Source organism: Arthrobacter sp. 10N44_2 (genome assembly GCF_056394385.1).
Genome location: NZ_JBFTHT010000003.1, coordinates 178,862 through 201,597 on the forward strand (window position 1 = coordinate 178,862; position 22,736 = coordinate 201,597).

18 protein-coding genes and 1 tRNA gene are annotated in these 22,736 nt (G+C 68.5%); 9 read left to right on the plus strand and 10 right to left on the minus strand.

Annotated features, from left to right (window positions below; all coding sequences use genetic code 11):
- Positions 1-48 precede the first annotated feature (48 nt).
- Entirely contained in the window at positions 49-1,167 is a 1,119-nt protein-coding gene (locus AC1DBX_RS05335) for a PLP-dependent cysteine synthase family protein (protein ID WP_476931229.1), read from the minus strand.
- A 48-nt stretch (positions 1,168-1,215) separates the two neighbouring features.
- On the opposite strand from AC1DBX_RS05335, the gene AC1DBX_RS05340 reads away from it, so the two are divergent.
- Positions 1,216-2,088, plus strand: coding sequence for a sulfurtransferase (locus tag AC1DBX_RS05340; RefSeq protein ID WP_476871295.1), 873 nt, complete (start codon positions 1,216-1,218; stop codon positions 2,086-2,088).
- Between the two features lie 77 nt (positions 2,089-2,165).
- Here the strand turns inward: AC1DBX_RS05340 and AC1DBX_RS05345 are convergent, their stop codons facing one another.
- A complete protein-coding gene (locus AC1DBX_RS05345; RefSeq protein ID WP_476931230.1) occupies positions 2,166-3,671 on the minus strand; it encodes an HNH endonuclease in 1,506 nt (501 codons plus the stop codon).
- Between the two features lie 293 nt (positions 3,672-3,964).
- Between AC1DBX_RS05345 and AC1DBX_RS05350 the strand changes: the two genes are divergently transcribed.
- The gene (locus AC1DBX_RS05350; RefSeq protein WP_476931231.1) at positions 3,965-5,149 is read left to right on the plus strand and encodes an NAD(P)-dependent alcohol dehydrogenase; all 1,185 of its coding nucleotides are present in this window, start codon (positions 3,965-3,967) and stop codon (positions 5,147-5,149) included.
- On the plus strand, positions 5,146-5,574 hold the full coding sequence (locus AC1DBX_RS05355; RefSeq protein WP_476857530.1) for an HIT family protein: 429 nt from the start codon (positions 5,146-5,148) through the stop codon (positions 5,572-5,574). The genes AC1DBX_RS05350 and AC1DBX_RS05355 overlap by 4 nt, the downstream gene beginning before the upstream one ends.
- A gap of 48 nt (positions 5,575-5,622) precedes the next feature.
- Here the strand turns inward: AC1DBX_RS05355 and hrpA are convergent, their stop codons facing one another.
- A complete protein-coding gene (hrpA, locus tag AC1DBX_RS05360) occupies positions 5,623-9,663 on the minus strand; it encodes an ATP-dependent RNA helicase HrpA (protein ID WP_476858843.1) in 4,041 nt (1,346 codons plus the stop codon).
- 179 nt (positions 9,664-9,842) lie between these two features.
- Positions 9,843-10,010, minus strand: coding sequence for a hypothetical protein (locus tag AC1DBX_RS05365; protein WP_230007826.1), 168 nt, complete (start codon positions 10,008-10,010; stop codon positions 9,843-9,845).
- 92 nt (positions 10,011-10,102) lie between these two features.
- On the opposite strand from AC1DBX_RS05365, the gene AC1DBX_RS05370 reads away from it, so the two are divergent.
- Complete coding sequence (locus tag AC1DBX_RS05370; protein ID WP_079554497.1) at positions 10,103-11,068, plus strand: GlxA family transcriptional regulator; 966 nt, start codon at positions 10,103-10,105, stop codon at positions 11,066-11,068.
- Between the two features lie 24 nt (positions 11,069-11,092).
- Here AC1DBX_RS05370 and AC1DBX_RS05375 read toward each other — a convergent pair whose 3' ends face one another.
- The 6 genes from AC1DBX_RS05375 to AC1DBX_RS05400 form a co-directional block, all read right to left on the minus strand.
- Positions 11,093-11,389, minus strand: coding sequence for a protealysin inhibitor emfourin (locus AC1DBX_RS05375; RefSeq protein ID WP_230007827.1), 297 nt, complete (start codon positions 11,387-11,389; stop codon positions 11,093-11,095).
- Positions 11,390-11,433: 44 nt separating this feature from the next.
- On the minus strand, positions 11,434-12,507 hold the full coding sequence (locus tag AC1DBX_RS05380; RefSeq protein WP_476848835.1) for a M4 family metallopeptidase: 1,074 nt from the start codon (positions 12,505-12,507) through the stop codon (positions 11,434-11,436).
- Positions 12,508-12,698: 191 nt separating this feature from the next.
- A tRNA-Arg gene (locus AC1DBX_RS05385) sits at positions 12,699-12,771 on the minus strand.
- A gap of 182 nt (positions 12,772-12,953) precedes the next feature.
- Positions 12,954-14,537 carry an FAD-dependent oxidoreductase gene (locus tag AC1DBX_RS05390; RefSeq protein WP_476931232.1) on the minus strand — a complete coding sequence of 528 codons (1,584 nt, stop codon included), beginning with the start codon at positions 14,535-14,537 and terminating at the stop codon, positions 12,954-12,956.
- On the minus strand, positions 14,534-15,406 hold the full coding sequence (locus tag AC1DBX_RS05395; protein WP_476848837.1) for an FAD:protein FMN transferase: 873 nt from the start codon (positions 15,404-15,406) through the stop codon (positions 14,534-14,536). Before AC1DBX_RS05395 ends, AC1DBX_RS05390 begins: the two co-directional genes overlap by 4 nt.
- A 23-nt stretch (positions 15,407-15,429) precedes the next feature.
- Positions 15,430-15,867, minus strand: coding sequence for an FMN-binding protein (locus tag AC1DBX_RS05400; RefSeq protein ID WP_476848838.1), 438 nt, complete (start codon positions 15,865-15,867; stop codon positions 15,430-15,432).
- A 196-nt stretch (positions 15,868-16,063) separates the two neighbouring features.
- Between AC1DBX_RS05400 and argS the strand changes: the two genes are divergently transcribed.
- From argS to thrB, 5 genes are read left to right on the plus strand one after another with little or no spacing between them, the layout of a single operon-like run.
- Positions 16,064-17,728 (plus strand): arginine--tRNA ligase, encoded by a 1,665-nt coding sequence (gene argS / locus AC1DBX_RS05405; protein WP_476931233.1) that lies wholly within the window; start codon positions 16,064-16,066, stop codon positions 17,726-17,728.
- Between the two features lie 5 nt (positions 17,729-17,733).
- Positions 17,734-19,212: a diaminopimelate decarboxylase gene (gene lysA / locus AC1DBX_RS05410; protein WP_476858838.1), complete on the plus strand. Its 1,479-nt coding sequence runs from the start codon at positions 17,734-17,736 to the stop codon at positions 19,210-19,212.
- The gene (locus AC1DBX_RS05415) at positions 19,213-20,529 is read left to right on the plus strand and encodes a homoserine dehydrogenase (protein WP_028276076.1); all 1,317 of its coding nucleotides are present in this window, start codon (positions 19,213-19,215) and stop codon (positions 20,527-20,529) included.
- On the plus strand, positions 20,530-21,636 hold the full coding sequence (thrC, locus tag AC1DBX_RS05420) for a threonine synthase (protein ID WP_028276075.1): 1,107 nt from the start codon (positions 20,530-20,532) through the stop codon (positions 21,634-21,636). It begins immediately after the preceding gene.
- 2 nt (positions 21,637-21,638) lie between these two features.
- Complete coding sequence (thrB, locus tag AC1DBX_RS05425) at positions 21,639-22,625, plus strand: homoserine kinase (protein WP_476857521.1); 987 nt, start codon at positions 21,639-21,641, stop codon at positions 22,623-22,625.
- Positions 22,626-22,736 lie beyond the last annotated feature (111 nt).

The window sequence follows — 22,736 nt, forward strand, 5'->3', positions numbered from 1 at the left end:
CTTGGCGGGCTTAGGCCGGCGTGCTGACGGGCGGGCTGGCCGGCTGGTTTAGGCCGGCCAGACGCCGGTCCGGAAGAACTCGCCCAGCACGGCCTCGTGGGGTTCGGGATCCAAGCCGTGGGCCGCCAGCCACTCCGGGTTGTAGTAATTTCCGGCGTAGCGGTCCCCGGCGTCGCACATCAGGGTCACAACACTGCCCCGGCGGCCCTCCGCGATCATCCCGGCGATGAGCTGCCACGCGCCCCAGAGGTTGGTCCCGGTGGACGGACCCGCGTGCAGACCGGCGTGGTCCCTCAGATGCCGCATGGCCGCCACCGACGCGGCGTCGGGAACCTGGATCATGTGGTCGATCACGGCGGGCACAAAACTCGGCTCCATCCGCGGCCGGCCGATGCCCTCGATGCGGGAGGGCAATCCCGCCGCGGGTGCGTCAGCTGCAGTCCCGCCGCCAGCTGTCCCGCCGTCGGGCCGGCTGTTCCGCCAGCCCGGATAGAACGCGGAATTTTCAGGGTCGACGACGGCGAGGCCCGTCTCGTAGCGGTGGTAGCGCAGGTACCGGCCAATCGTGGCGCTGGTCCCGCCGGTGCCGGCCCCGACCACCACCCAGCGGGGGACCGGGTGCTCCTCCAGCGCCAGCTGGCCGAAGATCGATTCGGCGATGTTGTTATTCCCGCGCCAGTCCGTGGCCCGTTCGGCGTACGTGAATTGGTCCATGTAGTGCCCGCCCGTGCTGCTGGCCAGATCCGCGGCGGCCTCGTAGACCTCGGAGGCATGGTCCACCAGATGGCAGGAGCCGCCGAACTGTTCGATCAGGGCGATTTTCTCGCGGCTGGTGGTCCGGGTCATCACGGCGATGAAGGGCAGTCCCAGCAGCTGCGCAAAATAGGCTTCGGAGACGGCGGTGCTGCCGCTGGATGCCTCCACGATCGTGGTGCCTTCCCGGATCCAGCCGTTGACGAGGCCGAAGAGGAACAGGGACCGCGCCAGCCGGTGCTTGAGGCTGCCGGTGCGGTGGGTGGATTCGTCCTTCAGGTACAGCTGCACGCCCCAGTGCTCCGGGAGCGGCACCGAGTACAGGTGGGTGTCGGCTGAGCGGTTGTTTTCGGCGTTGATCCGGCGGACGGCCTCGTCGGCCCAGGCCCGGTCCTGCAGGTGCGCTGTGTTCACCGCTACAGCCTACCGGGGGCGGCGGGACGCCAAAGATAGAGTGGGGAAATGGACACCCTTCTCGATGCTGCCGCCCTCAAGGACCGGATGGACGACGCCGGCGCAGCCGGCCAGCGCACAGTACTCCTCGACGTTCGCTGGGCGCTGGGGGATCCCCACGGTCACGATCACTACCTGCGCGGACACATCCCCGGGGCCGTCTTCGTGGATCTCGCCACTGAACTTGCCGGACCGGCGGAACCGGAACGCGGCAGGCATCCGTTGCCGCCGTCGGAGCAGTTCCAGGAGTCAGCGCGCCGCTGGGGCATCAACGACGGCGATGTGGTCGTAGCGTACGACGACAGCGGCAACATGGCTGCGGCCCGGCTGTGGTGGATGCTGCGCAACGCCGGCTTCAGTTCTGTGTACCTGCTCGACGGCGGCCTGGCCGCGTGGCGGGCTGCCGGGTTCGAGCTGGCGGCCGGACCCGAACAGCCCGCACCCGGAAACGTCACCCTGTCCGACGGCGCCATGCCCGCGATCGACGCCGGACAAGCCGCCAGTTGGGGCCGGCGGGGGCTGCTGTTGGACGCCCGGGCGGGGGAGCGGTACCGCGGCGAAATCGAGCCCGTGGATCCCCGCGCCGGCCATATTCCGGGGGCCGTCAGTGCCCCTACCACCGGGAACCTGCGCGCTGACGGGCGCTTCCTTGCCCCGGCGGAGCTGCGGGAGCGCTTCGAACAGCTCGGTTACCGGGACGGCGTTCCCACTGCCGTGTACTGCGGGTCCGGAGTGACAGCGGCCCATGAAATCGCCGCCCTCGAGATTGCCGGCTTTTCCGCTGCCCTCTATCCGGGGTCCTTTTCGGAGTGGTGCCACGGTCCCGCGAACGATGTTGTCACCGGGCCGGAACCGTACGGCGAGGACGCAGCTTCACACTAAGGGCCAGCCCGAGCGCCGGACGGCCCGCGCAGGCTGCTCAGAGCGCCTCCAGTTCATCCCCAGGCAGACAATGATTCCTATGCTGCGGCGGCCACTTTGGGCTTTCCACGCCTGAGCGTTTTGGCTTGGTGCCGGAGCTGGCGCCGGCGGCGGGAGCCTGGCTGGGCGCCTGGCTGGTCTGTGGCTGATGGCCGAAGCGGTGTTCCGGGCAGGGGCGGCGCGGTGGAACCGTACGTGTGGCCGGTGGGGGTGGTGAGTTCGAGGGTGTGCCTCGCGCCGATGCTCAAGGCGGATCCGGGTGCGGCTTCGGGGCTGGGGCGTGCTTTCCAGCCGGGGTTTTCTTTGGTGTGGTTGCAGGCTTCGCAGAGGCCGGCGGCGTTGTCCGTGGTGGTCGGGCCGCCGGTGTGCCAGGGAATGATGTGGTCCAGGTGGCGGATGGGCGCGTCGCAGTACGGGGTGCGGCAGGTGTCGTCGCGGGCCTGGATGAAGCGGCGGTGCCCGGGCGGGAAGAGCCGGGCGCGGGAGTCCATGGCGATGAGCTCGCCGGCGCCGGGGTGGGTGTAGACCCGGCGGAGCCAGAGGTTGAAGTTCCGGTCCTCGGCGTTCGTCCCGGCGCCGATGCGTTCCCGGGCCCAGCCGGCGGGGACGGTGCCGTAGCCGGGCAGGACGGCGGGTTCGGCGTTGCCCTGGAAGAGGGTGCGGTCGGTGATGACGAGCTGGATTTCGACGCCGGTGATCCCGCCGGGGGTGCCGGTGGTGCGTTCGACCAGCGCATCGGCCATCAGCTGCCCGCGGCCCCTCGGGTCCCCGGCGGCATGGAGGGTGTCGGCGTGCCCGCTCAACGCCTTGTAGACGGCGACGCCGGCGGTCACGGGCAGCAGCGCGGTCAGGCAGGTCATCGCATCGGGGGCCGGGCGGAGGCTGACGTGCCGCTCGGTGGCGGCGTGCGCGGCGCGTTCGGTGACGGAGCGGGGGTCACGCCGGTACGCGGCGGCCCGGGCAGCGGCGACCAGGGACCGGTCACCGGCCCCGGCGAACGTCCCGGCATCGGCGGCGAGGTCGGCGTCGACGGCGGCCCGGTCGGCCGGGGTCAGGCACGCGGTTTCGCGCACCAGCAGGGTGGCGCGCCATTCGTTCAGCTGCCCGGCTTCCAGGGCGGTAAGGGTGTGCGGCATCTCGGTGACGAGGGCTTTGGCCAGGCCCAGCAGCCGGCCGCCCCTGGCCGGGGATTCGCGCCGGGCCAGGGCGATCTGCGCACCGACCCCGGCGCCAAGCCTCTCGGCCGGGACCCCGAGCCGGCCTTGTTCGCGGCGCTGGAGCAGGTCGAAGGCCACGGCGAGCCGGGCCTGTTCCGCGGACGCGGCGGACTTCCAGTCTTCCAGTTCCCGGATCCGGTCAATGATCCCGGCACTGTCCGTGGGCGGACAGCCTAAGCCCATCGGCCCGGCGTCCAGCCGGCCCGCCACCTCCGCGGAGGCTGCCTCCGCGGTGCCCGGAATGGTGGCCGCGCCGCTCCCGGCGCGACTCGGGCCATCGTCGCCGTATCCTGCCGGAGCCACTTCGGGCCCCTGATTGCCGTCCATGAATCCAGTGTTTCAGGGACCCCCGACAATGATGGCCGCAGGGGTCCGCCCCGGGTGCCAACTGCCCGGCGGCGGCCAATTCGTTAGCGAATGATGGCGGCTGTCGGTGCGGAAGTCTTGGACGCAGTTGAGTATCCGGCCTTCCGGCCAGTTGCTCGTACGGCGTCCCCAGGGTGCCCCCGGTTCGTTGACGCACGACCAGTTGGGCAACGTGCCCGACCTGAGCGACGAGCCGTCGCCAGCGAGCCACCCCAAAGTGGAATACATCCCGGGACCGGGGGTAGCGTCAACGTATGACACCTGGACGTCCCGTACCCCCGCCCCTTGCCAAGCCGTTGCCGGATTTGGACACCACAGACACCAAATCCGCCACCGCGGACAGCGCCGCGCAGAACGCCGGCCCCACACTCGCTGCTGCGTACGGTGCCACCTCACCGGACAGCGGGCTTGTTCCCTTGACCGTGTCCCGACGGGCGCCGAAGGCGGACGACGTCGAGATCGCCGTTGAATTCTGCGGACTGTGCCACTCGGACGTGCACGCCACCCGGGGCGAATGGGGCGGCGGCACCTACCCGTTGATCCCGGGCCACGAGATCGTCGGCCGGGTCACCCGGCTCGGTTCCGCCGTCGACGACTTCACGGTGGGTGAGCGCGTGGGCGTGGGCTGCATCGTGGACTCCTGCCGCGAGTGCGACAGCTGCCTGGACGGCCTCGAGCAGTATTGCGAAAACGCCGCGGTGGGAACCTACGGGGCGAAGGATGCCCGCAACGACGGCGCCATCACCCAGGGCGGGTATGCCACGTCGATCGTGGTGGACCGCCACTATGTCCTGCGGGTGCCGGAAGCACTGGACCCCGCCGCCGCGGCGCCCCTGCTGTGCGCCGGCATCACCACATATTCGCCCCTGAACCACTTCGAGGTCGAGGAAGGCGACGTCGTCGGCGTCGTCGGACTGGGCGGCCTCGGCCATATGGCCGTCAAGATCGCCAAGGCCATGGGCGCCGAGGTCAAGGTCTTCACGACGTCGGAGAACAAATTCGCCGCAGCGCGCGAGCTGGGCGCCGACGACGTCATCCTCTCCACCGACCCGGCCGCGATGGAAGCCGCGAACCGCAGCATCGACGTCATTATCGACACCGTCGCCGCACCGCACGACCTCAACCCCTACTTCCGCACGTTGGGCCTGGACGGTGTGCTGTTCCAGCTGGGCCTGCCCGCCGAAGCGATGCCGCCCGTCAATCCCGGGGTGCTGATCCGGCGCAGGATCGCCTATGCGGGTTCGCTGATCGGCGGCATCGCCGAGACGCAGGAGATGCTGGACTTCTGCGCCGAGCACGGCGTGGTGTCCGACGTTGAGGTGGTCGGCGCGGACCAGCTCAACGAAGCCTACGACCGCATGGTGGCAGGCGACGTCAAGTACCGTTTTGTCCTGGACGTCAGTACCCTGGGGTCCCCGGCAGAAAAGGCGGACGCATGAGCACTCTCTTCACCAAAATCATCAACGGCGAGATCCCGGGCCGCTTCGTCTGGCGCGAGGACGGCGTCGTGGCGTTCCTGACCATGGGCCCGCTGGCCGACGGCCACACCCTCGTGGTGCCCACCGAGGAAGTGGACCGCTGGACGGATGCCTCGCCCGAGGTCCTCGGCCGGGTCATGGAGGTTGCCCGCAAGATCGGCGCGGTCCAGGTGGAGGTGTTCGACGCCGCCCGGGCCGGGCTGATCGTGGCCGGCTACGAAATCAACCACATGCACGTCCACGTGTGGCCATCGAACTCGATGGCGGACTTTGATTTCGGCTCCGTGGACCAGCACCCGGATCCGGCCAGGCTGGACGCCAACGCGGAGAAGCTCCGCCAAGGCCTCCGCACGGCCGGCCACGCGGAGCACGTCCCGGCCGCCTAGGTCCCGCCCGGCCGCCAGTGCTGGCGCCGGCGCAGCACCCTCAGGGGTCTACGCCGGCGCCAGCACTTTGTTAAGGGCGGCCCGGATACGCTTTTCGGACACCGAATAGGCGGTCCCGAGTTCGACGGCGAAGAGGCTCACCCGCAGTTCCTCGATCATCCAGCGCACGTGGGTTAACTCCGCGCCCGCCCGCCGCCCGGGCAGCAGCGCGGACACGGCGTCGTCGTAGTCGTCCTCCAGGGCCTGGACCGCGGCCATGTGCTGGGCGTCCCGCTGCACGTTGCCCGGCAGCTTCTCGAGGCGCTTTTCGATCGCCGCGAGGTAGCGGGGCAGCTGGCTGAGCTGGGCGTAGCCCGTGCGTGCCACGAAACCCGGATACACCAGCTGCTCGAGCTGGCTCTTGACGTCGTTGAGCGCGCTGATCAGGGCCAGGCTCGTGGTGCCCTTGAGCTGCTTTTCGATCCGGCGGGTACTGGCCAGGATGCGTTCGACGACGGCGGTGACGGTAAAGACGGTGTCGATCAGCTCCGCCCGGACGCTCTCGTAGAGTGCCTTGAAGGAGGCCTCGTCCCACGGCAGCGGGGCCGGCGTGAGTTTGTCGATGGCGGCCAGGGCGCAGTCGGCGATCAGCGCGGCCACGGAACCGTGCGGGTTCTGGCTGAACGTCAGTTTCTCGGTGTTGTTCAGGTGCTCCAGGACATAGCGGTCCGGCGGCGGCACTTTCAGGGCCAGGAGCCGGATGACCCCGCCGCGCATGGCTTCCTGCTGTTCCGACGGCGTCTGGAACAGCCGCAGCGCCACGGACGTTCCCTCATCCACCAAGGCGGGATAGCCGGTGACGGTGTGCCCGCCAACGGTTCCCTGGACCTGGCGCTGGACGGTTCCAAAGGTCCAGTCCTTGAGCCCGGACATTTCGGTGAACCCGCCCGGCGCCGCGGCTGCGGCAGCGGCCAGGGCGGCCGACGGGGACGTGCCGGCCCGTGATGAACGCGCGCCATCCTTGCCGTTCGCGCCGGCTTTCGCCTTCGCCGCGGCATTTCCCTTGGATTGGGGTGCCGTGGTGCCCGGGGTGGCACCGAGGGATTCCGCGATGGCCCGGCGGGTGGCTGGGGCCAGCCGCTCCTGCAGCGCGTTTAGGTCCTTGCCCTCATCCAGCAACTTGCCGCGGGAATCCACCACGCGGAAGCTGACCCGCAAATGCGACGGGACGGCGTCCCAGTTCCAGGAGCCCGGCGGAATGACCTGTCCGCGGATCCGGCGCAGCACCAGTTCCAGCGACGGTTCGAGCTCGTCCGTGGCGGGATCGAAGTCCGCTTCCAGTGCCGCGACGGCCTGGCGGGCCACGTCCGGGGCAGGAACGAAGTTCTTGCGGATCTGCTTGGGCAGCGACTTGATGAGCGCCGTGACGAGTTCCACGCGCTGCCCGGGGATCAGCCAGCGGAACGCGGCATCGTCGAGCTGGTTCAGGAACAGCACCGGCACCTCGGCGGTGACGCCGTCGGATGGATTTGGCGGCGAACCGGGCGCCACGGGGTGAAACTCGTAGCTCAGCGGCAGCTCGAAGCCCTTGTGCAACAAGGTCTTGGGATAGGCCGAATCGTCCAGGGCCGCGGCGTCCTCGCTGATCAGCAGGGACTGGTCGAAGTCGAGCAGCGTGGGATCCTGCTGCCGTGCGTCCTTCCACCACTTGTCGAAGTGCCGCTCCGAGACGACCTCCGCGCCGATCCGGGCGTCGTAGAACTCGAAGAGTGTCTCGTCGTCCACCAGGATGTCGCGGCGCCGCATCCGGGCCTCGAGTTCCTCGACTTCGTGCAGCAGCGCGCGGTTGCGGTGGAAGAACTTGTGGTGGGTCTGCCAGTCGCCTTCAACCAGGGCATGGCGGATGAAGAGCTCGCGGCAGAGCTCCGGATCCACCTTGCCGTAGTTGATCCGCCGGCTCGGGATGATGGGCACGCCGTACAGCGTGACCTTTTCGTGGGCCATCACCGCGCCCATCTTCTTGGACCAGTGCGGCTCGCTGTAGCTGCGCTTGACCAGGTCGGGGGCCACCTGTTCGGCCCAGAGCGGATCGAACTTCGCCGCGACGCGGGCCCAGAGCCGGCTCGTCTCCACGAGCTCGGCGGCCATCACGAACGTGGGTGACTTCTTGAACAGTGCCGAACCCGGGAAAATCGCGAAGCGGCTGCCGCGGGCTCCGGCGTACTCGCGCTTGCGCTCGTCGAGGATGCCGACGTGGCTCAGCAGCCCCGAGAGCAGGCTGATGTGGATGCCGTCGTGGTTGCCCACCGGATCGGCAAGGCGCTTGTTGTCCAGGCTGATGCCCAGCGGGCGGGCCAGCTGGCGGAGCTGGGCGAACAGGTCCTGCCACTCCCTGACCCGCAGGTAGTTGATGAACTCGTTGCGGCAGAGCCGGCGGAACGCCGTGGAGGACAGTTCCTGCTGCTTCTCCTGCAGGTAGTTCCACAGGTTCAGGTAACCGGTGAAATCCGAGTTCTCGTCCCGGAAGCGGGCGTGCTTCTCCGCGGCGAGCTGCTGCTTGTCTGTTGGACGCTCGCGCGGGTCCTGGATGGTGAGCGCGGCGGCCAGGATCATGACCTCCCGGACACAGCCCCGCTTTCCGGACTCCACGATCATCCGGCCGAGCCTGGGGTCCACCGGCAGCTGGGCCAACTGCTGCCCGACGGCGGTGAGCCCGCTTCCGGGACGGCCGGAACCGCGGCGCTGCCCGCCGTCGCGCTGCCCGCCGTCGTCCGTTGGCTCCTGCCGCGCGGCGGTCAGGGCGCCGAGCTCGCGCAGGAGACTGACGCCGTCGTTGATGGCGCGCGAATCCGGCGGCTCGACGAACGGGAAGTTCTCCACGTCCTTCGGTCCGCGGGCCACGCCCATGGCGGTCATCTGCAGGATGACGGCCGCGAGGTTGGTGCGCAGGATCTCCGGATCCGTGAACAGCGGCCGCGACTCGAAGTCCTCCTCGGAGTACAGCCGGATCGCGATACCGTCGGAAACGCGGCCGCAGCGGCCCGAGCGCTGGTTGGCCGAAGCCTGGGAGACGCGCTCAATCGGCAGGCGCTGGACCTTGGTCCGGTGCGAGTAGCGCGAGATCCGGGCCGTGCCGGTGTCGATCACGTACTTGATGCCGGGGACCGTCAGCGAGGTTTCGGCGACGTTGGTGGCAAGTACGATCCGGCGCTTGCTGCCGGGGTGGAAAACCTTGTGCTGCTCCTGCAGGCTCAACCGGGCGAAGAGGGGAAGGACCTCGGTGCCCGCGAGGCGCCGGTTGGACTGGATGCGGGCGTTGAGGGCCTCCGCCGCGTCGCGGATTTCGCGCTCGCCGGAGAAGAAGATCAGGATGTCGCCGTGGGCTTCCAGGGCGAGCTCGTCGACGGCGTCGCACACCGCATCGAGCGGGTCGCGGTCCTCCTCGAGTTCGTCGTCCGCCGCGGCACCTTCTCCGGCTCCATCTTCGGCGCCGCCGGCCGGCTGGGAAAGCGGCCGGTAGCGGATTTCCACCGGGAAGGTCCGGCCCGACACCTCGATGATGGGGGAGGGCTCCTCGTCGCTGCCGAAGTGCTTGGCGAAGCGCTCCGGATCGATGGTGGCCGAGGTGATGATGATCTTCAGGTCCGGGCGCTGCGGCAGGATGCGCTTGAGGTAGCCGAGGATGAAGTCGATGTTGAGGCTGCGCTCGTGCGCCTCGTCAATGATGATGGCGTTGTACTTGCGCAGCAGCCTGTCGCGCTGGATCTCCGCCAGCAGGATGCCGTCGGTCATGAGTTTGACCTTGGTGGACCGGCTGACCTCGCCGGTGAAGCGGACCTGGAAACCGACTTCCTGGCCGATTTCGACGCCGAGTTCCTCCGCGATGCGCTCGGCCACGGTGCGGGCCGCGAGACGGCGGGGCTGGGTGTGGCCGATCAGCCCGTTCTCGCCCAGGCCGAGCTCAAGGCACATCTTGGGGATCTGGGTGGTCTTACCCGAGCCGGTCTCGCCGGCGATGATGGTCACCTGGTTGGCCGCGATGGCGGCCATAAGATCTTCGCGGCGCTCGGAGACCGGCAGCTCGGCGGGGTAGGAAATATGCAATGTCATGGCTGGAGACAGTCTACTGGGGTGGACTGTCCGCTGGGGTGGCGGCGGCTGTGCGGTCCTTCTATCGGGTCCGGCTGCTGCGGCCGGGCTGTTCCGTTGCTGCTTCAGGCCCGGCGCATAGTGAGGGCCCGGCTTGATGGGCCGGGCCCGATGGGCGTGTGGGCAAAACGTGCGCGGACTTAGAAGTTCCGCAGGGTGTAGTTGACGCTCGGCAGGTCCCGGGCCATCCAGTACTCTTCCGAGCGGACGGGCGGGGTGTGACCGAGGCCGTCCTTCCGCAGGGCGGAGATGGTGGCTGCGAGGCCGGCGATGATCAGGACGATGACGGCGATTCCGAGGAGTTCCATACCTCTATGGTTCTCCGGTCCAAGAACTAAAAGAAGTGGCAGAAATGCCCAAAAAGCTATAATTTCTGCCACTGTTCTGTCAGGATGAAATCATGATCAAATCAGTGGCAATGATCGTGGTTCCCAACTTCTCGATCTTCGAGTTCGCGACGGCTTTCGAGGTCTTCGGCATCGACCGCTCGGACCGCGGAAACGGCGTGCCCGCGTTCGATTTCCGCGTCTGCGCGCCCGAGCCGGGCGACGTCCCGCTCAAGTCCGGCCTGTCCATGCACGTCGGTCTCGGGCTGGAAGCAACTGCCGACGCCGACCTGGTGGTGATGGCGCCGTACGGCCGGGACGAGGACGTTCCCGAATCCGTCCTGGAGGCGCTGCGGGCGGCCCATGCCCGGGGCGCCTGGGTGATGTCCATTTGTTCCGGTGCCTTTGCCCTGGCCCGGGCAGGCCTGCTCGATGGCCGCCGATGCACCACGCACTGGCATTACTCCCAGGAACTGGCCAGCCGATACCCGGCCGTGCTGGTGGATGAAAATGTCCTCTACGTCGAGGACGGCCGGATCATCACGAGTGCCGGCACGGCCGCGGGGATCGATGCCTGCCTGCACCTGGTCCGCGTGGAGTTCGGCGCCAAGGTGGCCGCCGCCATCGCCCGGGACATGGTGGTCCCTCCGCACCGGGACGGCGGCCAGGCCCAATACATCGACCGGCCCATTCCGCAGTGCGGCTCGGAACCCATGGAGCAGCTGCTGCAGTGGATGGTCCGGCACCTGGACGAGGAACACGCAGTCAACGAGCTGGCGGCCAGGGTCCATATGTCGCCGCGGACATTTGCGCGGCGCTTCCGTGCGGAAACGGGGGCCACCCCGGCGGCCTGGCTCAATTCCCAACGGGTGCTCCGTGCCCAGGAGCTGCTGGAAACCACGGAGCTCAATATCGACGAAATCGCGAGGGAATCCGGCTTCGGACATTCGGTCCTGTTGCGGCACCACTTTACGAAGGCGCTGGACACCAGCCCGCAGTCCTACCGGCGCACGTTCCGCGGGCACCTGGCCACGGCGTAGCGGGCCCCGGCCCGGCAGGAGCGTCTAGGCAAAGCCCGGCGGCGCCGATTCCTCGGCCGCGGCCCGTGCGCATTCGACGAGGTCGCGCCACGGGCCCGTCAGTTCACGCTCGGGCAGGACCGCCCGCCGTTGATCGGCCCGGATGCTGTACATGAACCGGTCCGGCTGGCCGGATGTCCCGCTGGTCCCGGCGACGTCGTCCCAGGGGCAGGCCTCAATCAGCGGCTGCCACCGGTCGGTGTCCTCGGGCGGCTCGGGCCGGACGGTCCACGTCCTTTTCATTCCGGCCACGCCGCCACTGCGCTGGACAGTTATCTTCATCGGACTCGGACCTTCATCGGACTCGGATCTGCAGGGGCCTGGGCTTATCGTCGGGCTCCCGGGAGCTTGACCTTCACAGTTTCCCACGCGGAGCGCACGGCGTCATGTTCCTTGGAATCCTCGCCGAAAAGCTCCTTGGCAGAGGCGGCTGTTGCCTTGGCGAAGGCACCGAACGTGGCGGTGGGGGACAGCTTGCCGCCCGTCAGGGTCTCGTACCAGATCTGTGCCGGTGCGTCCCAGGCATTGCCGCCGAGGGCGGTGGCCACCAGGCAGAACGCGCGGTTGGGGATGCCGGAGTTGATGTGCACGCCGCCGTTGTCCGCGCTTGTGCGCACGTAGCCGTCCATCGAGTCCGGCTGCGGGTCCTTGCCGAGCACGTCGTCGTCGTATGCCGTTCCCGGAGCCTTCATGGAACGCAAGGCGGCCCCCTGCACCTGGTCCGTGAAGAGGCCTTCACCGATCAGCCAGCTGGCCTCCGCCGTCGACTGCTTCCGCACGTACTGCTCAACGAGGGCACCGAAGACATCGGACATCGATTCGTTCAGGGCGCCGGCCTGGTTGCGGTAGACCAGCCCGGCCGAGTACTGGGTCACGCCGTGGGTGAGCTCGTGGCCAATGACGCTCAGGGATTTCGTGAACCGCCCGAAGACCTGGCCGTCACCGTCGCCGAAGACCATTTGCTGGCCGTCCCAGAAAGCGTTGTCGTACAGGCGGCCGTAGTGGACCGTGGCATCAAGGTGCAGGCCTTTGCCGTCGATCGAATTGCGTCCGAAGGCCTCGGCGTAGAGGCGGTGGGTGTGCCCCAGCCCGTCATAGGCCTCGTCGGCGGCGGGATCGCCGGTGGGCGGTTCGCCTTCTTTGCGGACCACGCTGCCGGGCAGCTTCTCGGTGGACTTGGCATCGTAGACCGTCCGTTCCGGCGGGGACGGCTTGAGCTCCCGCAGGCCCGGACGGCTGCCGGGTCCGGGCACTGCGCGGGAGGCCTGGAACCCCGGGACGTGTTGCAGGGCCTGCTTTGCCCCGTGGGCGGCCCTGGAGAGCTCCGGCTTTTGCTGTGCGGCCAGCCTGCGGAGCAAATAGGGCGGAACGATGGAACAGTGCACAGTTGAGAAGAACACTTGAGACCCCCTTCATGCTTCGGAGCCGGCAGGGTAGCCCGCCACCGATGAAAACAGCCTACGAGGGAGCACCGACAATCGGCAGGGGCAAAGCCGCTGGATTTCCGCGATCTTTGGGCGGGATTCAGGGCACAAAAAAACCCCGCCGTTTCAATGAAACAGCGGGGTTTGCCGGCGATGCCGGTATTTTGTGCCCTCGATTGGAATCGAACCAACGACCTTCTGCTCCGGAGGCAGACGCTCTATCCCCTGAGCTACGAGGGCAGTCAGGGTTCCTGCCGTTACCGGCGGGACGTCCTAGAGCTTAGCAGGAAGGTGGCCTCCAACGGAAAACCGTGGAAAACGGTCGCTCATTTGTGGAGTCAAGTTTCGGTCCAACACGGCCTATGTGCGGGGTCCTCAGCTTGGCCGTTCCCGCGGATTGGCCGGTCCGCTCAGTAGCGGCGTCAGTAGCCGGTGAACGTATCCACATGGACCCGGCGGGCGCCCGCGCCACGCGCCGCGGCCCGCAGCGAACGCACGCTGGCGGGCGAGCCGGAGATGAAGACTTCCCGGCCGCCGATGTCCGGCACCAGGTCCTTGAGGGCCGCCGCGTCAATTCTTCCGGCGCCTGCGTCCTCCATGTTGGCCGGCGGCGCCGAACCGTCGGCCAGCCGGGCCACGATGCGCGCCCCCGAGCGCTGGAGCTCCTCGGCGTAGCTCAGTTCGGCGGCACTCTTGGCCAGGTACAGCAGGACAACGTCGCGGTCCCCGGCCGGGTTTCCGGCCGACGCCCCGGCCAGCTGGGCCACATACGGGGTGATCCCGATTCCGGCCGCGACGAGCAGCACGGGGGTGGCCGGGTCCCGGGGCAGGACGAAGTCGCCGCTCACCGTGGTGGCGGTGAGCCCGGCGCCGGGTGCCAGGGACAGCAGCGATCGCTTGGCTGAGGACACCGGTTCGGCCGTCCCCACCCCGATCGTCAGCAGTGATGCTCCGGGGGCGCTGGTCAGGCTGAACACGCGCCGAATTCCCTTGCCATCACCCTTTCCATCGCCCCTGGCGGCGCGAGCGTCGCCGGCCGTGTCCGGGGGCAGGTGGAGCTCCAGGGCCTGTCCGGGAGCGAAGCGCACCGGACGTTCCGGGCGGAAGCTGAATTCCGTCGTCGTGGGCGTCAGCGGACGGCTCGCGACGAACGCCAACCGGACCCCGCCCCGCTGTCCGACGGCGAAGGCAAGCGCGTTGCCCGCGAGCAGCGCCAGCTCGGGGGAGTTGGCCACAAACCCCAGGTTGTAGGGGACGGCAAACAGTGCCCCGACGACGGCGGCCAGCGCCAGCTGCTGCCAGCGCCGCGGGGGCAGGGTGAGCGGCTCGGTGAGCATGAACCCGACGAAGAACAGCACCGGCCGCTGCGCGAGGGTCTGCCACAGGGCCTCGGGGAGATTCATCCCGGCCTGGAGCAGATCGGCGGCCACGATGGACACGGCAACCACGGTGAAGACGGCGGCCATGGCGAACTTCCGGGTCCGGTAGAGCACCAGCAGCACCCCTGGCAGCACCAGCCAGAGCATGGCCGGCGTCGCGGCCCACCAGGTGGCAATGTTGAGCCCGGTCAGCCCGGCGAGGAACGCGCCGGCCGCGGCCGGATTGAAGATGTGCCGGCCGCGCCAGGCCAGCGCGTACTTCGAGGCCGAGGCCAGGACGCAGGCCAGGGCGACGCCGGCGATCTCCGCCAGCTGGAGGCCCTGGGTCAGCTCGCTGGGCCAGAAAAGAAAGTACAGCAGCAGGCCGGTGATGAGTGAGGATTCCGTGTGCGGCCGCACATGGAACAGTGCGGCCAGCCCCTGGCTGGAGGCGTACGTCAGGCCAAGGCACAGGGCAAGGTGGGCCAGCATTTCCGGCAGCCCGAACGTCAGCCAGCCCAGCACATTGAGCAGCAGGCTGTAGCCGGCCAGGACGGCCAGGACCCACAGCACCAGCCGGTACATCGTGAGCCGGCCCAAGGCGGTGTCCAGCCTCGAGCCGAGGGCTGTGGTGGTGATGGCAGTCATGAGAACAGGGCCCCTTCGAAGTCGGCTGAATATTCCGCGTGCCCGTCCGCATAAACCGTGAGCCAGGCGCAATCGAACTCCTGCTCCAGCCGCGGACCGTCGACAAAGAACAACGCAGTGGCCAGCGCATCCGCCACCATCGCGGTCCCGGCCATGGCCCAGCTGGCGACAACGGTACGCACCGGCGCTCCCGTGGTGCCGTCCAGGACATGATGGAACCCGTCGCCCCAGGCGCGCCGGTTGGCGGCGGAAGCGCACAGGGCACCGGCCCCCAGCTGGACGGTGCCGATTGCCCGGGTGGGATCGTAGGGGTGCTCGAGGGCAACCGCCACCGGATCCGGCCCCGGATTCAGCAGGTCCCCGCTGGCATCGATGAAATGCCCGGCGCAGCCGCCGTCCCGGAGCTGGGCGGAGAGCAGATCGGCCAGCTGGCCCTTTCCGGCCGCGCCGACGTCGATCACCACCGGAACCGTGGTGGTCAGCGCGGTGCCCTGCCAGTCCAGCGCATCCTCCCACCGGGGCGCGGGAAGCGGCGCACCGCCCGGGCGCAGGGTGTAGGTGGCGTCGTAGCCCAGGCGCTCCAGGCTCCCGCCGATGAGCGGGGTCATCGCACCCCCGGTGAGCCGGTACAGGGTGCCGTACAGCTCGCCCAGGGCGGCCCCTTCGGCGGGCAGCTCAATGCGGCCAGGCGTCCGGGCTGCGTCGGCAATGAGCGCATCGGGGCGGAACCGGGACCACGCGGCGTCGTACTCCGCCACCGTGGCGAGCAGGCCGCGGCGGAGCTCGCCGGAGAGCCGGGACGGGGTGGAAATCTCCCAGCGGGTCCCGATCCCGTCAAAGCTGAAGTGCGCCCAGCCCGGATGCGCCACGATTCCTCTGTTCCCTTGTTGCGCTATTGGGCCTGTGACTTGATCTTCGCCACGGCCTGGTTGAAGCCGCCGCTGGTCAGCGAGGATCCGGCCACTTTGGAAACCTTGATCTCGTCGAGCTTCTTGCCAACAACCTGGGACTGGATGCCGCCGGCGAACTCGCCCTGGAACTTTCGGGTGTTCGGATTCGAGGGGTGCTGCGTGATCTTCACGTCGGACACGGCACCGCCGGCCAGCGTCAGCTCCACGCCCACGGTCTCAGTGCCGTTGGGGGAGGTGTAGTTCCCGTCGGCGCTGTACGTGCCGTCCTTGTAGGAACCGGTACCGGCGGTCCCGGAAGCTGCGGGCGGCGCGGCCTCTGCGGCCGGGGCCTGCGCAGAAGGGGCGCAGCCAGCCGCAGTTCCGGCCACGGAGAGGCCGGCAATGCCGACGAGGACGCTTTTGCGGAAGGCGGTATTCATGCGGGACTCGATTCTTTGCGGGGATCGGACAGCGAACAATGTGGAGGCACTGACACGGTTGCAGACGTTGAATTCAGGGTAACGGTTCACCCTTGGTGCGAGGCATCGAAGACCTTGGGTATTCCCGTAACCGGCCCCGCCGTCATGCCGGGTGCCAGATTCCGCCGCACTCCGGGCCCACCGGTAGGCTAGAAGTGTGACCCCAGAAGAACTCTCCCTCGCCATATCCGCCTGCCTGAAGGACGCCGTCGCCGCCGGTGACATAGCCCTCTCCGCGGCCGACATCCCGGATGAGGTGCGCGTGGAACGCCCCAAGAACAGGGACCACGGGGACTGGGCCACCAACGTCGCCCTCCAGCTGGCCAAAACGGCGGGCATCAACCCGCGGGAGTTCGCGTCCGTCCTGAGCGCCCGGCTCAAAACGATCGACGGCGTGTCCGCGGTGGACATTGCCGGCCCCGGCTTCCTGAACATCACGGTGGACGCCGCTGCCGCCGGTGCCCTCGCCAAGGCGATCGTCGAGGCCGGTGCGGCCTACGGCACCAACACCGCGCTCGCCGGGCACGTGGTCAACATGGAATTCGTCTCGGCCAACCCCACCGGCCCGCTGCACATCGGCCACACCCGCTGGGCCGCCCTCGGCGACGCGATCGCCCGCGTCCTCCGGGCCTCCGGTGCCGACGTCACTGCCGAGTACTACATCAACGACGCCGGTTCCCAGATGAACGTATTCGCGAACTCCGTGTTCGCGAGGCTGCACGGCCTGGACGTGCCCCAGGGCGGCTACCCGGGCCAGTACATCGCGGACCTCGGCCACGAGGTGCTCACCGAGCACCCGGACATCCGCGAACTCACCGAGGTGGCGGCCCTGCCGGTGATCCGGGGCGCCGCCTACAAGGCGCAGATGCATGACATCAAGCAGACGCTGGCCGAGTTTGGCGTCGACTTCGATGTCTACTTCTCCGAGCAGGAGCTCCACGACGCCGGCGCGATCGAGGACGCCGTCGCCCGCCTGCGCGAACAGGGCCACGTGTTCGACGACGGCGGCGCGGTCTGGCTGCGCACCACCGACTTCGGCGATGACAAGGACCGCGTGATGGTCCGCGCAAACGGTGAGCCCACGTACTTCGCCGCCGACGCCGCCTATTATCTGTCCAAGAAGGACCGCGGCTACACCGAGAAGATCTACCTCCTCGGCGCCGACCACCACGGCTACATCAACCGGCTCAAGGCCATCGCGGCAGCCGCCGGGGACGACCCCGAGGTCAACATCGAGGTCCTGATCGGTCAGCTGGTCTCCGTCAACGGCGCCAAGCTATCCAAGCGAGCCGGCAACATCATCGAGCTCAAGGACCTCATCTCCTGGCTCGGCAAGGACGCCGTCCGCTACTCGCTGGCCCGGTTCCCCGCCGATTCGCCGCTGACGCTGGACCCGGAGCTGCTGAAGAAGCACAGCAACGAAAACCCGGTGTTCTACGTCCAGTACGCCCACGCCCGCTCCCGCGGCGCCGCCCGCAACGCCGTGGCCGCCGGCGTGGAGCGCCGTGTGGACGGCATAGACAGCTTCAACGCCGCCCTGCTGGAGCACCCCACCGAAAACGAGCTGCTCTCGCACCTGGGCAGCTATCCCTCGATCGTGGCCAAGGCCGCCGAGCTGCGCGAGCCGCACCGCGTGGCCCGCCACCTCGAAGTGATCGCCGGCGCCTACCACCGCTGGTATGACGCCTGCCGCGTGGCGCCGCAGGGCGAGGAACCCATCACCGACACCAACCGCACCAGGCTGTGGCTCAATGACGCCACCAGCCAGGTGCTGGCCAACGGACTGGAACTGCTGGGCGTCTCGGCGCCGGAACGGATGTGACCGCCATGAGCGCAAATTCAGGACAGTCCCCGCTCGCCCCGGACTGGCTCGAGGTCCCCGCCGACCTCAATGCCCTCCACGAACCGCTGTGGGCGGGCGGTGTTGCGCGCAACGACGACGGCGAGCTCACCATCGAGGGGCTGACGGTCAGTGAGCTTCAGCGCCAGTACGGCACGCCGCTGTTCGTGCTGAGCGAGACCGACTTCCGGGCCCGGGCCCGGGCGTTCAGCGACGCCTTCAACGACGCCTTCGCCGATATTTGCGGGGGAGTGGACGTCTACTACGCCGGCAAGTCCTTCCTGTGCACCTCCGTGGTCCGCTGGGTCGAGGAAGAGGGGCTGCGCCTGGACACGGCGTCCGGCGGCGAACTCGCCGTGGCCTTCCGCGCCGGCATCCCCGGCGCCGACGTCGCCCTGCACGGGAACAACAAGTCCGACGGCGAAATCCACCGGGCGCTGGACATGCAGCTGGGACGGATCGTGGTGGACAGCCTCGATGAGCTCGAACGCGTCGCGGCGATCGCCGCCAACCGGGGCGACACCGCCAGGGTGATGCTGCGGCTGACCCCCGGAGTGCACGCCCACACCCACGAATTCATCGCCACGGCCCACGAGGACCAGAAATTCGGCCTGTCCATGGCCGGGGACTCCACGGACCAGGCCGGACTGTCCGCCGCAGAGGAAGCCGTGGCCGCGGCCACCGGGCACGCCAGCATCGAACTGCTGGGCCTGCACTGCCACATCGGCTCGCAGATCTTCGAACCGGACGGCTTCGCCCTCGCCGCCGAGAGGCTGCTGGACTTCCTGGCAGCGATGCAGTCGAAGTACTCCATCGTGCTGCCCGAGCTTGACCTCGGCGGCGGCTACGGCATCGCCTACACCCCCGTGGACACCCCGCGCCCGGCCGCCGAAATCGCGCAGGCGATGGCCGCCGTCGTCCGTTCCAAATGCGCTGCCCTCGGCATAACCGCCCCCCGGATTTCGATCGAACCGGGCCGCGCGATCGTCGGAAGCACCACCTTTACGCTGTACGAGGTCGGCACGCTCAAGACCGTCCGGGTGGATGCCCCGGCCGCGGCTGGTGCCGCGGCCGGGCCTAACGGAGCCGGGGACGTTACGCACCCGCGCCGCTATGTGTCGGTGGACGGCGGGATGAGCGACAACCCCCGGCCGGTGCTGTACGACGCGGATTATTCGGCGATTCTCGCCTCGCGGAGCTCCGACGCGGCGCCGCAGCTGTCCCGAGTGGTGGGCAAACATTGCGAGAGCGGCGACATAGTTGTTAGAGATGTATATCTGCCCGAGGACGTGGCAGCCGGTGATCTGCTTGCTGTACCGGGGACCGGCGCCTACTGCTGGGCCCTGTCAAGCAACTACAACTATCTGGCCCGGCCGGGCGTTATCGCTGTCAGCGACGGATCTGCCCGGCTCATTGTCCGCGGGGAAACCGAAGAAGATTTGCTCAACCGCGACATGGGAGTCTGAATGTCTGAATTGCGAACCCTGAAAGTGGCCCTCCTGGGCTGTGGCAACGTTGGGGCCCAGGTTGCGCGGATTCTCATTGACGACGCCGACGCCCTCGCCGCGCGCACGGGCGCCCGGCTGGAACTGCAGGGCATCGCGGTGCGCAACCTCGATGCCAAGCGCGACGTCGAGCTGCCGCAGGAGCTGTTCACCACTGACGCCGAAGTCCTCGTCAAGGACGCCGACGTCGTCATTGAACTCATGGGCGGCATTGAGCCGGCCCGGACCCTGATCCTTACCGCCATGCGGCACGGTGCCTGTGTTGTCAGCGGCAACAAGGCGCTCCTGGCCCAGGACGGCCCCACACTGTACGAGGAAGCGGACAAGGCCGGGGTGCAGCTGTCCTACGAGGCCGCCGTGGCCGGCGCCATCCCCATCCTGCGGCCCATCCGCGACAGCCTGTCCGGCGACCGGATCACCCGGGTGCTCGGGATTGTCAACGGCACCACCAACTTCATCCTCGACCAGATGGACTCCACCGGCGCGCAGTTCGCCGACGCGCTGGCCGAGGCCCAGCGCCTGGGCTACGCGGAAGCCGACCCCACGGCCGACATCGAAGGCTACGACGCCGCCGCCAAGGCCGCGATCCTCGCCTCACTGTCCTTCCACACGCGGTTCGCCCTGGAAGACGTCTCGTGCGAGGGCATCACGTCGGTCACCGCGGCGGACATCGCCGCCGCCAAGGAAGCCGGCTTTGTCATCAAGCTGCTGGCCATTGCCGAGAAACTGGTTGACGAGGACGGCAAGACCGGCGTCTCGGTCCGTGTCCACCCCACGCTCCTGCCCCGCGAGCACCCCCTCGCCGCTGTCCGCGGTGCATTCAACGCCGTCTTCATCGAAGCCGAGAACGCGGGCGAGCTCATGTTCTACGGCCAGGGTGCCGGCGGCACCCCGACGGCGTCCGCCGTGCTGGGCGACCTCGTCTCCGCGGCCCGCCGCATTGTCCTGGGCGGCCCCGGCCGGACCGAAACCACCACGGGGCACGTGCCATCGCTGCCCATCGACGCGGCCGTCACCAGCTACTACATCGGACTCGACGTCGCGGACCAGCCCGGTGTCCTGGCCAGGATCGCGCAGCTCTTCGCGGAGCACGGCGTGTCCATCGAAATCATGCGGCAGACCATTCACCGCGACGCCGACTCCAACGTGGAATCGGCCGAGCTGCGGATCGTGACACACCGTGCACGCGAAGCCGCACTTGCAGCAACCGTCGAGGCCGTCAGGCGCCTGGACGTCATCAATTCCGTCACATCCGTACTCCGGGTAGAAGGAGTCTAAGTGGCTCACCAATGGCGCGGTGTCATCCGCGAATACGCCGACCGTCTTCCTGTCACGGAAGCGACCAAGGTCATCAGCCTGGGCGAGGGCGGCACCCCGCTCGTGCACGCCCGCCACCTCTCCGAGCTGACCGGCAGCACCGTATACCTCAAGGTCGAAGGCATGAACCCGACCGGTTCCTTCAAGGACCGCGGCATGACCATGGCCATGACGGCAGCGGTGGCTGCCGGCGCCAAGGCCGTGGTCTGCGCCTCCACCGGCAACACCTCCGCCTCCGCCGCGGCCTACGCGACGGCGGCCGGGCTGCAGTGCGCGGTGCTGGTCCCGGAGGGCAAGATCTCCATGGGCAAGCTCAGCCAGGCAGTCGCGCACGGGGCCACGCTGCTGCAGGTGGACGGCAACTTCGACGACTGCCTCGACATCGCCCGCAAGCTCGGCGAGTCCTACCCGGTGTTCCTGGTCAACTCCGTCAACCCGGCCCGGATCGAAGGCCAGAAGACCGGCGCCTTCGAAGTGGTGGATTCGCTCGGCGACGCCCCCGACTTCCACGTGCTCCCGGTGGGAAATGCCGGCAACATCAGCGCGTACTGGAAGGGCTACAAGGAATACGCTGCGGCGTTTGAGTCGCCCACCGCCGGGTCGCTGCCCGCAGTGTCCACCAAGACACCCGTCATGTGGGGCTTCCAGGCCGCAGGGGCGGCGCCCTTCGTGGCCGGCCACCCCATCACCGAGCCCGACACCATTGCCACCGCCATCCGGATCGGCAACCCGGCCTCCTGGGACACCGCCGTGGCGGCCCGGGATGAATCCGGCGGCGTGATCGAGGCCGTCACGGACGAGGAAATCCTGTCCGCGCACCGGTGGCTCTCCGCCCGGGAAGGCGTTTTCGTGGAGCCCGGCTCCGCTGCCGGCGTCGCCGGGCTGATCAAGAAGCACGCGGCCGGGGAAGTGCCGGCAGGCAAGACGATCGTGATCACGGTGACCGGTCACGGACTCAAGGACCCGCAGTGGGCCCTGCGCACCGAGGACGGCAGCGACGTGCAGCCGGTCAAGGTTTCCAACGACGTCGTCACCGTCGCCGCAGCACTGGGACTGGAAGAAAAATAACGTTGGAAACAACCGTCACCGTCCCGGCCGAATCAGCTGCCGGCTCCCCGGCTGTTCCGGCGGGCCAGCTGGTCACCGTGCGTGTCCCGGCCACGAGCGCCAACCTGGGCCCCGGGTACGACAGCCTCGGCCTGGCCCTCTCGCTGCATGACACGCTGACCGTGGAAACCCTGGCCAGCGGTGAACTTGAATTCGAGCTCAGCGGCGAGGGTGCCGAGTCCCTGCCCCGCGATGCGACGCACCTCGTGGTCAAGGCCCTGACCGAGGCCCTGCACCGCCTTGGGTTCCGGCACGAAGGCCTGCGGATCACGGCGGACAACGTCAACCCGCACGGACGGGGCCTGGGCTCATCGGCCTCGGCCGTGGTGGCGGCCGTCAGCGCCGCCAATGCCCTGGTTCCGGAGGCCTCCCGGCGTGGCCGCGACTGGATCCTGCAGCTCACAAGCGAAATGGAAGGCCACCCGGACAACGTTGCACCCGCCATTTTCGGCGGACTGGCGCTGTCATGGCAGGACAGTGACCAGTACAGCAGCACGTGCGCGTCCGTGGCCGCCTCAGTGATCCCCGTGGTCGCTGTGCCTGACTACGAGCTCTCCACTGAGGCCGCCCGGGCCCTTTTGCCCGCCTCGGTGGGCCACCATGCCGCGGCCATGAACTCCGGCCGCGCCGCCCTGCTGATCCATGCCCTGACCACGAACCCGGAATTCCTGCTGCCCGGCACCGAGGACTACCTGCACCAGAGCTACCGCGCCGAGGCCATGCGGCCCAGCGCGGAACTGATCGGCGCGCTGCGCCGGGCAGGGCACGCCGCCGTCGTATCCGGCGCCGGACCCACCGTGCTGGTCCTAGCCAACGGCGAAGCGGAAGCCCGTGAGGTTGTGGACTTCATCGGCGCCCACACCGCGGGCAACACGCCGGAAGTGGGCTGGCGCGTGATGAAGCTGGCCGTGGACGTTGAAGGTGCTAAAGTGGAAGTGCACCGGCGGTAAATACGCAGGCGGTAAATTTTTAACCGTTGTAAGACCGCGATGTTGGCCACGTAGCCTCTCTCATCTTTCACTGCGCAATATTTTCCGGTGCCACCTGCTTTCGGTCTGACG

What these genes read in the sequence shown, in the direction of transcription:
- AC1DBX_RS05340 (WP_476871295.1), top strand. Translation starts at nt 1,216, where the DNA reads ATGGACACCCTTCTCGATGCTGCCGCCCTCAAGGACCGGATGGACGAC.
- AC1DBX_RS05345 (WP_476931230.1), bottom strand. Translation starts at nt 3,671, where the DNA reads ATGGACGGCAATCAGGGGCCCGAAGTGGCTCCGGCAGGATACGGCGAC.
- AC1DBX_RS05350 (WP_476931231.1), top strand. Translation starts at nt 3,965, where the DNA reads ATGACACCTGGACGTCCCGTACCCCCGCCCCTTGCCAAGCCGTTGCCG.
- AC1DBX_RS05355 (WP_476857530.1), top strand. Translation starts at nt 5,146, where the DNA reads ATGAGCACTCTCTTCACCAAAATCATCAACGGCGAGATCCCGGGCCGC.
- hrpA (WP_476858843.1), bottom strand. Translation starts at nt 9,663, where the DNA reads ATGACATTGCATATTTCCTACCCCGCCGAGCTGCCGGTCTCCGAGCGC.
- AC1DBX_RS05365 (WP_230007826.1), bottom strand. Translation starts at nt 10,010, where the DNA reads ATGGAACTCCTCGGAATCGCCGTCATCGTCCTGATCATCGCCGGCCTC.
- AC1DBX_RS05370 (WP_079554497.1), top strand. Translation starts at nt 10,103, where the DNA reads ATGATCAAATCAGTGGCAATGATCGTGGTTCCCAACTTCTCGATCTTC.
- AC1DBX_RS05375 (WP_230007827.1), bottom strand. Translation starts at nt 11,389, where the DNA reads ATGAAGATAACTGTCCAGCGCAGTGGCGGCGTGGCCGGAATGAAAAGG.
- AC1DBX_RS05390 (WP_476931232.1), bottom strand. Translation starts at nt 14,537, where the DNA reads ATGACTGCCATCACCACCACAGCCCTCGGCTCGAGGCTGGACACCGCC.
- AC1DBX_RS05400 (WP_476848838.1), bottom strand. Translation starts at nt 15,867, where the DNA reads ATGAATACCGCCTTCCGCAAAAGCGTCCTCGTCGGCATTGCCGGCCTC.
- lysA (WP_476858838.1), top strand. Translation starts at nt 17,734, where the DNA reads ATGAGCGCAAATTCAGGACAGTCCCCGCTCGCCCCGGACTGGCTCGAG.
- AC1DBX_RS05415 (WP_028276076.1), top strand. Translation starts at nt 19,213, where the DNA reads ATGTCTGAATTGCGAACCCTGAAAGTGGCCCTCCTGGGCTGTGGCAAC.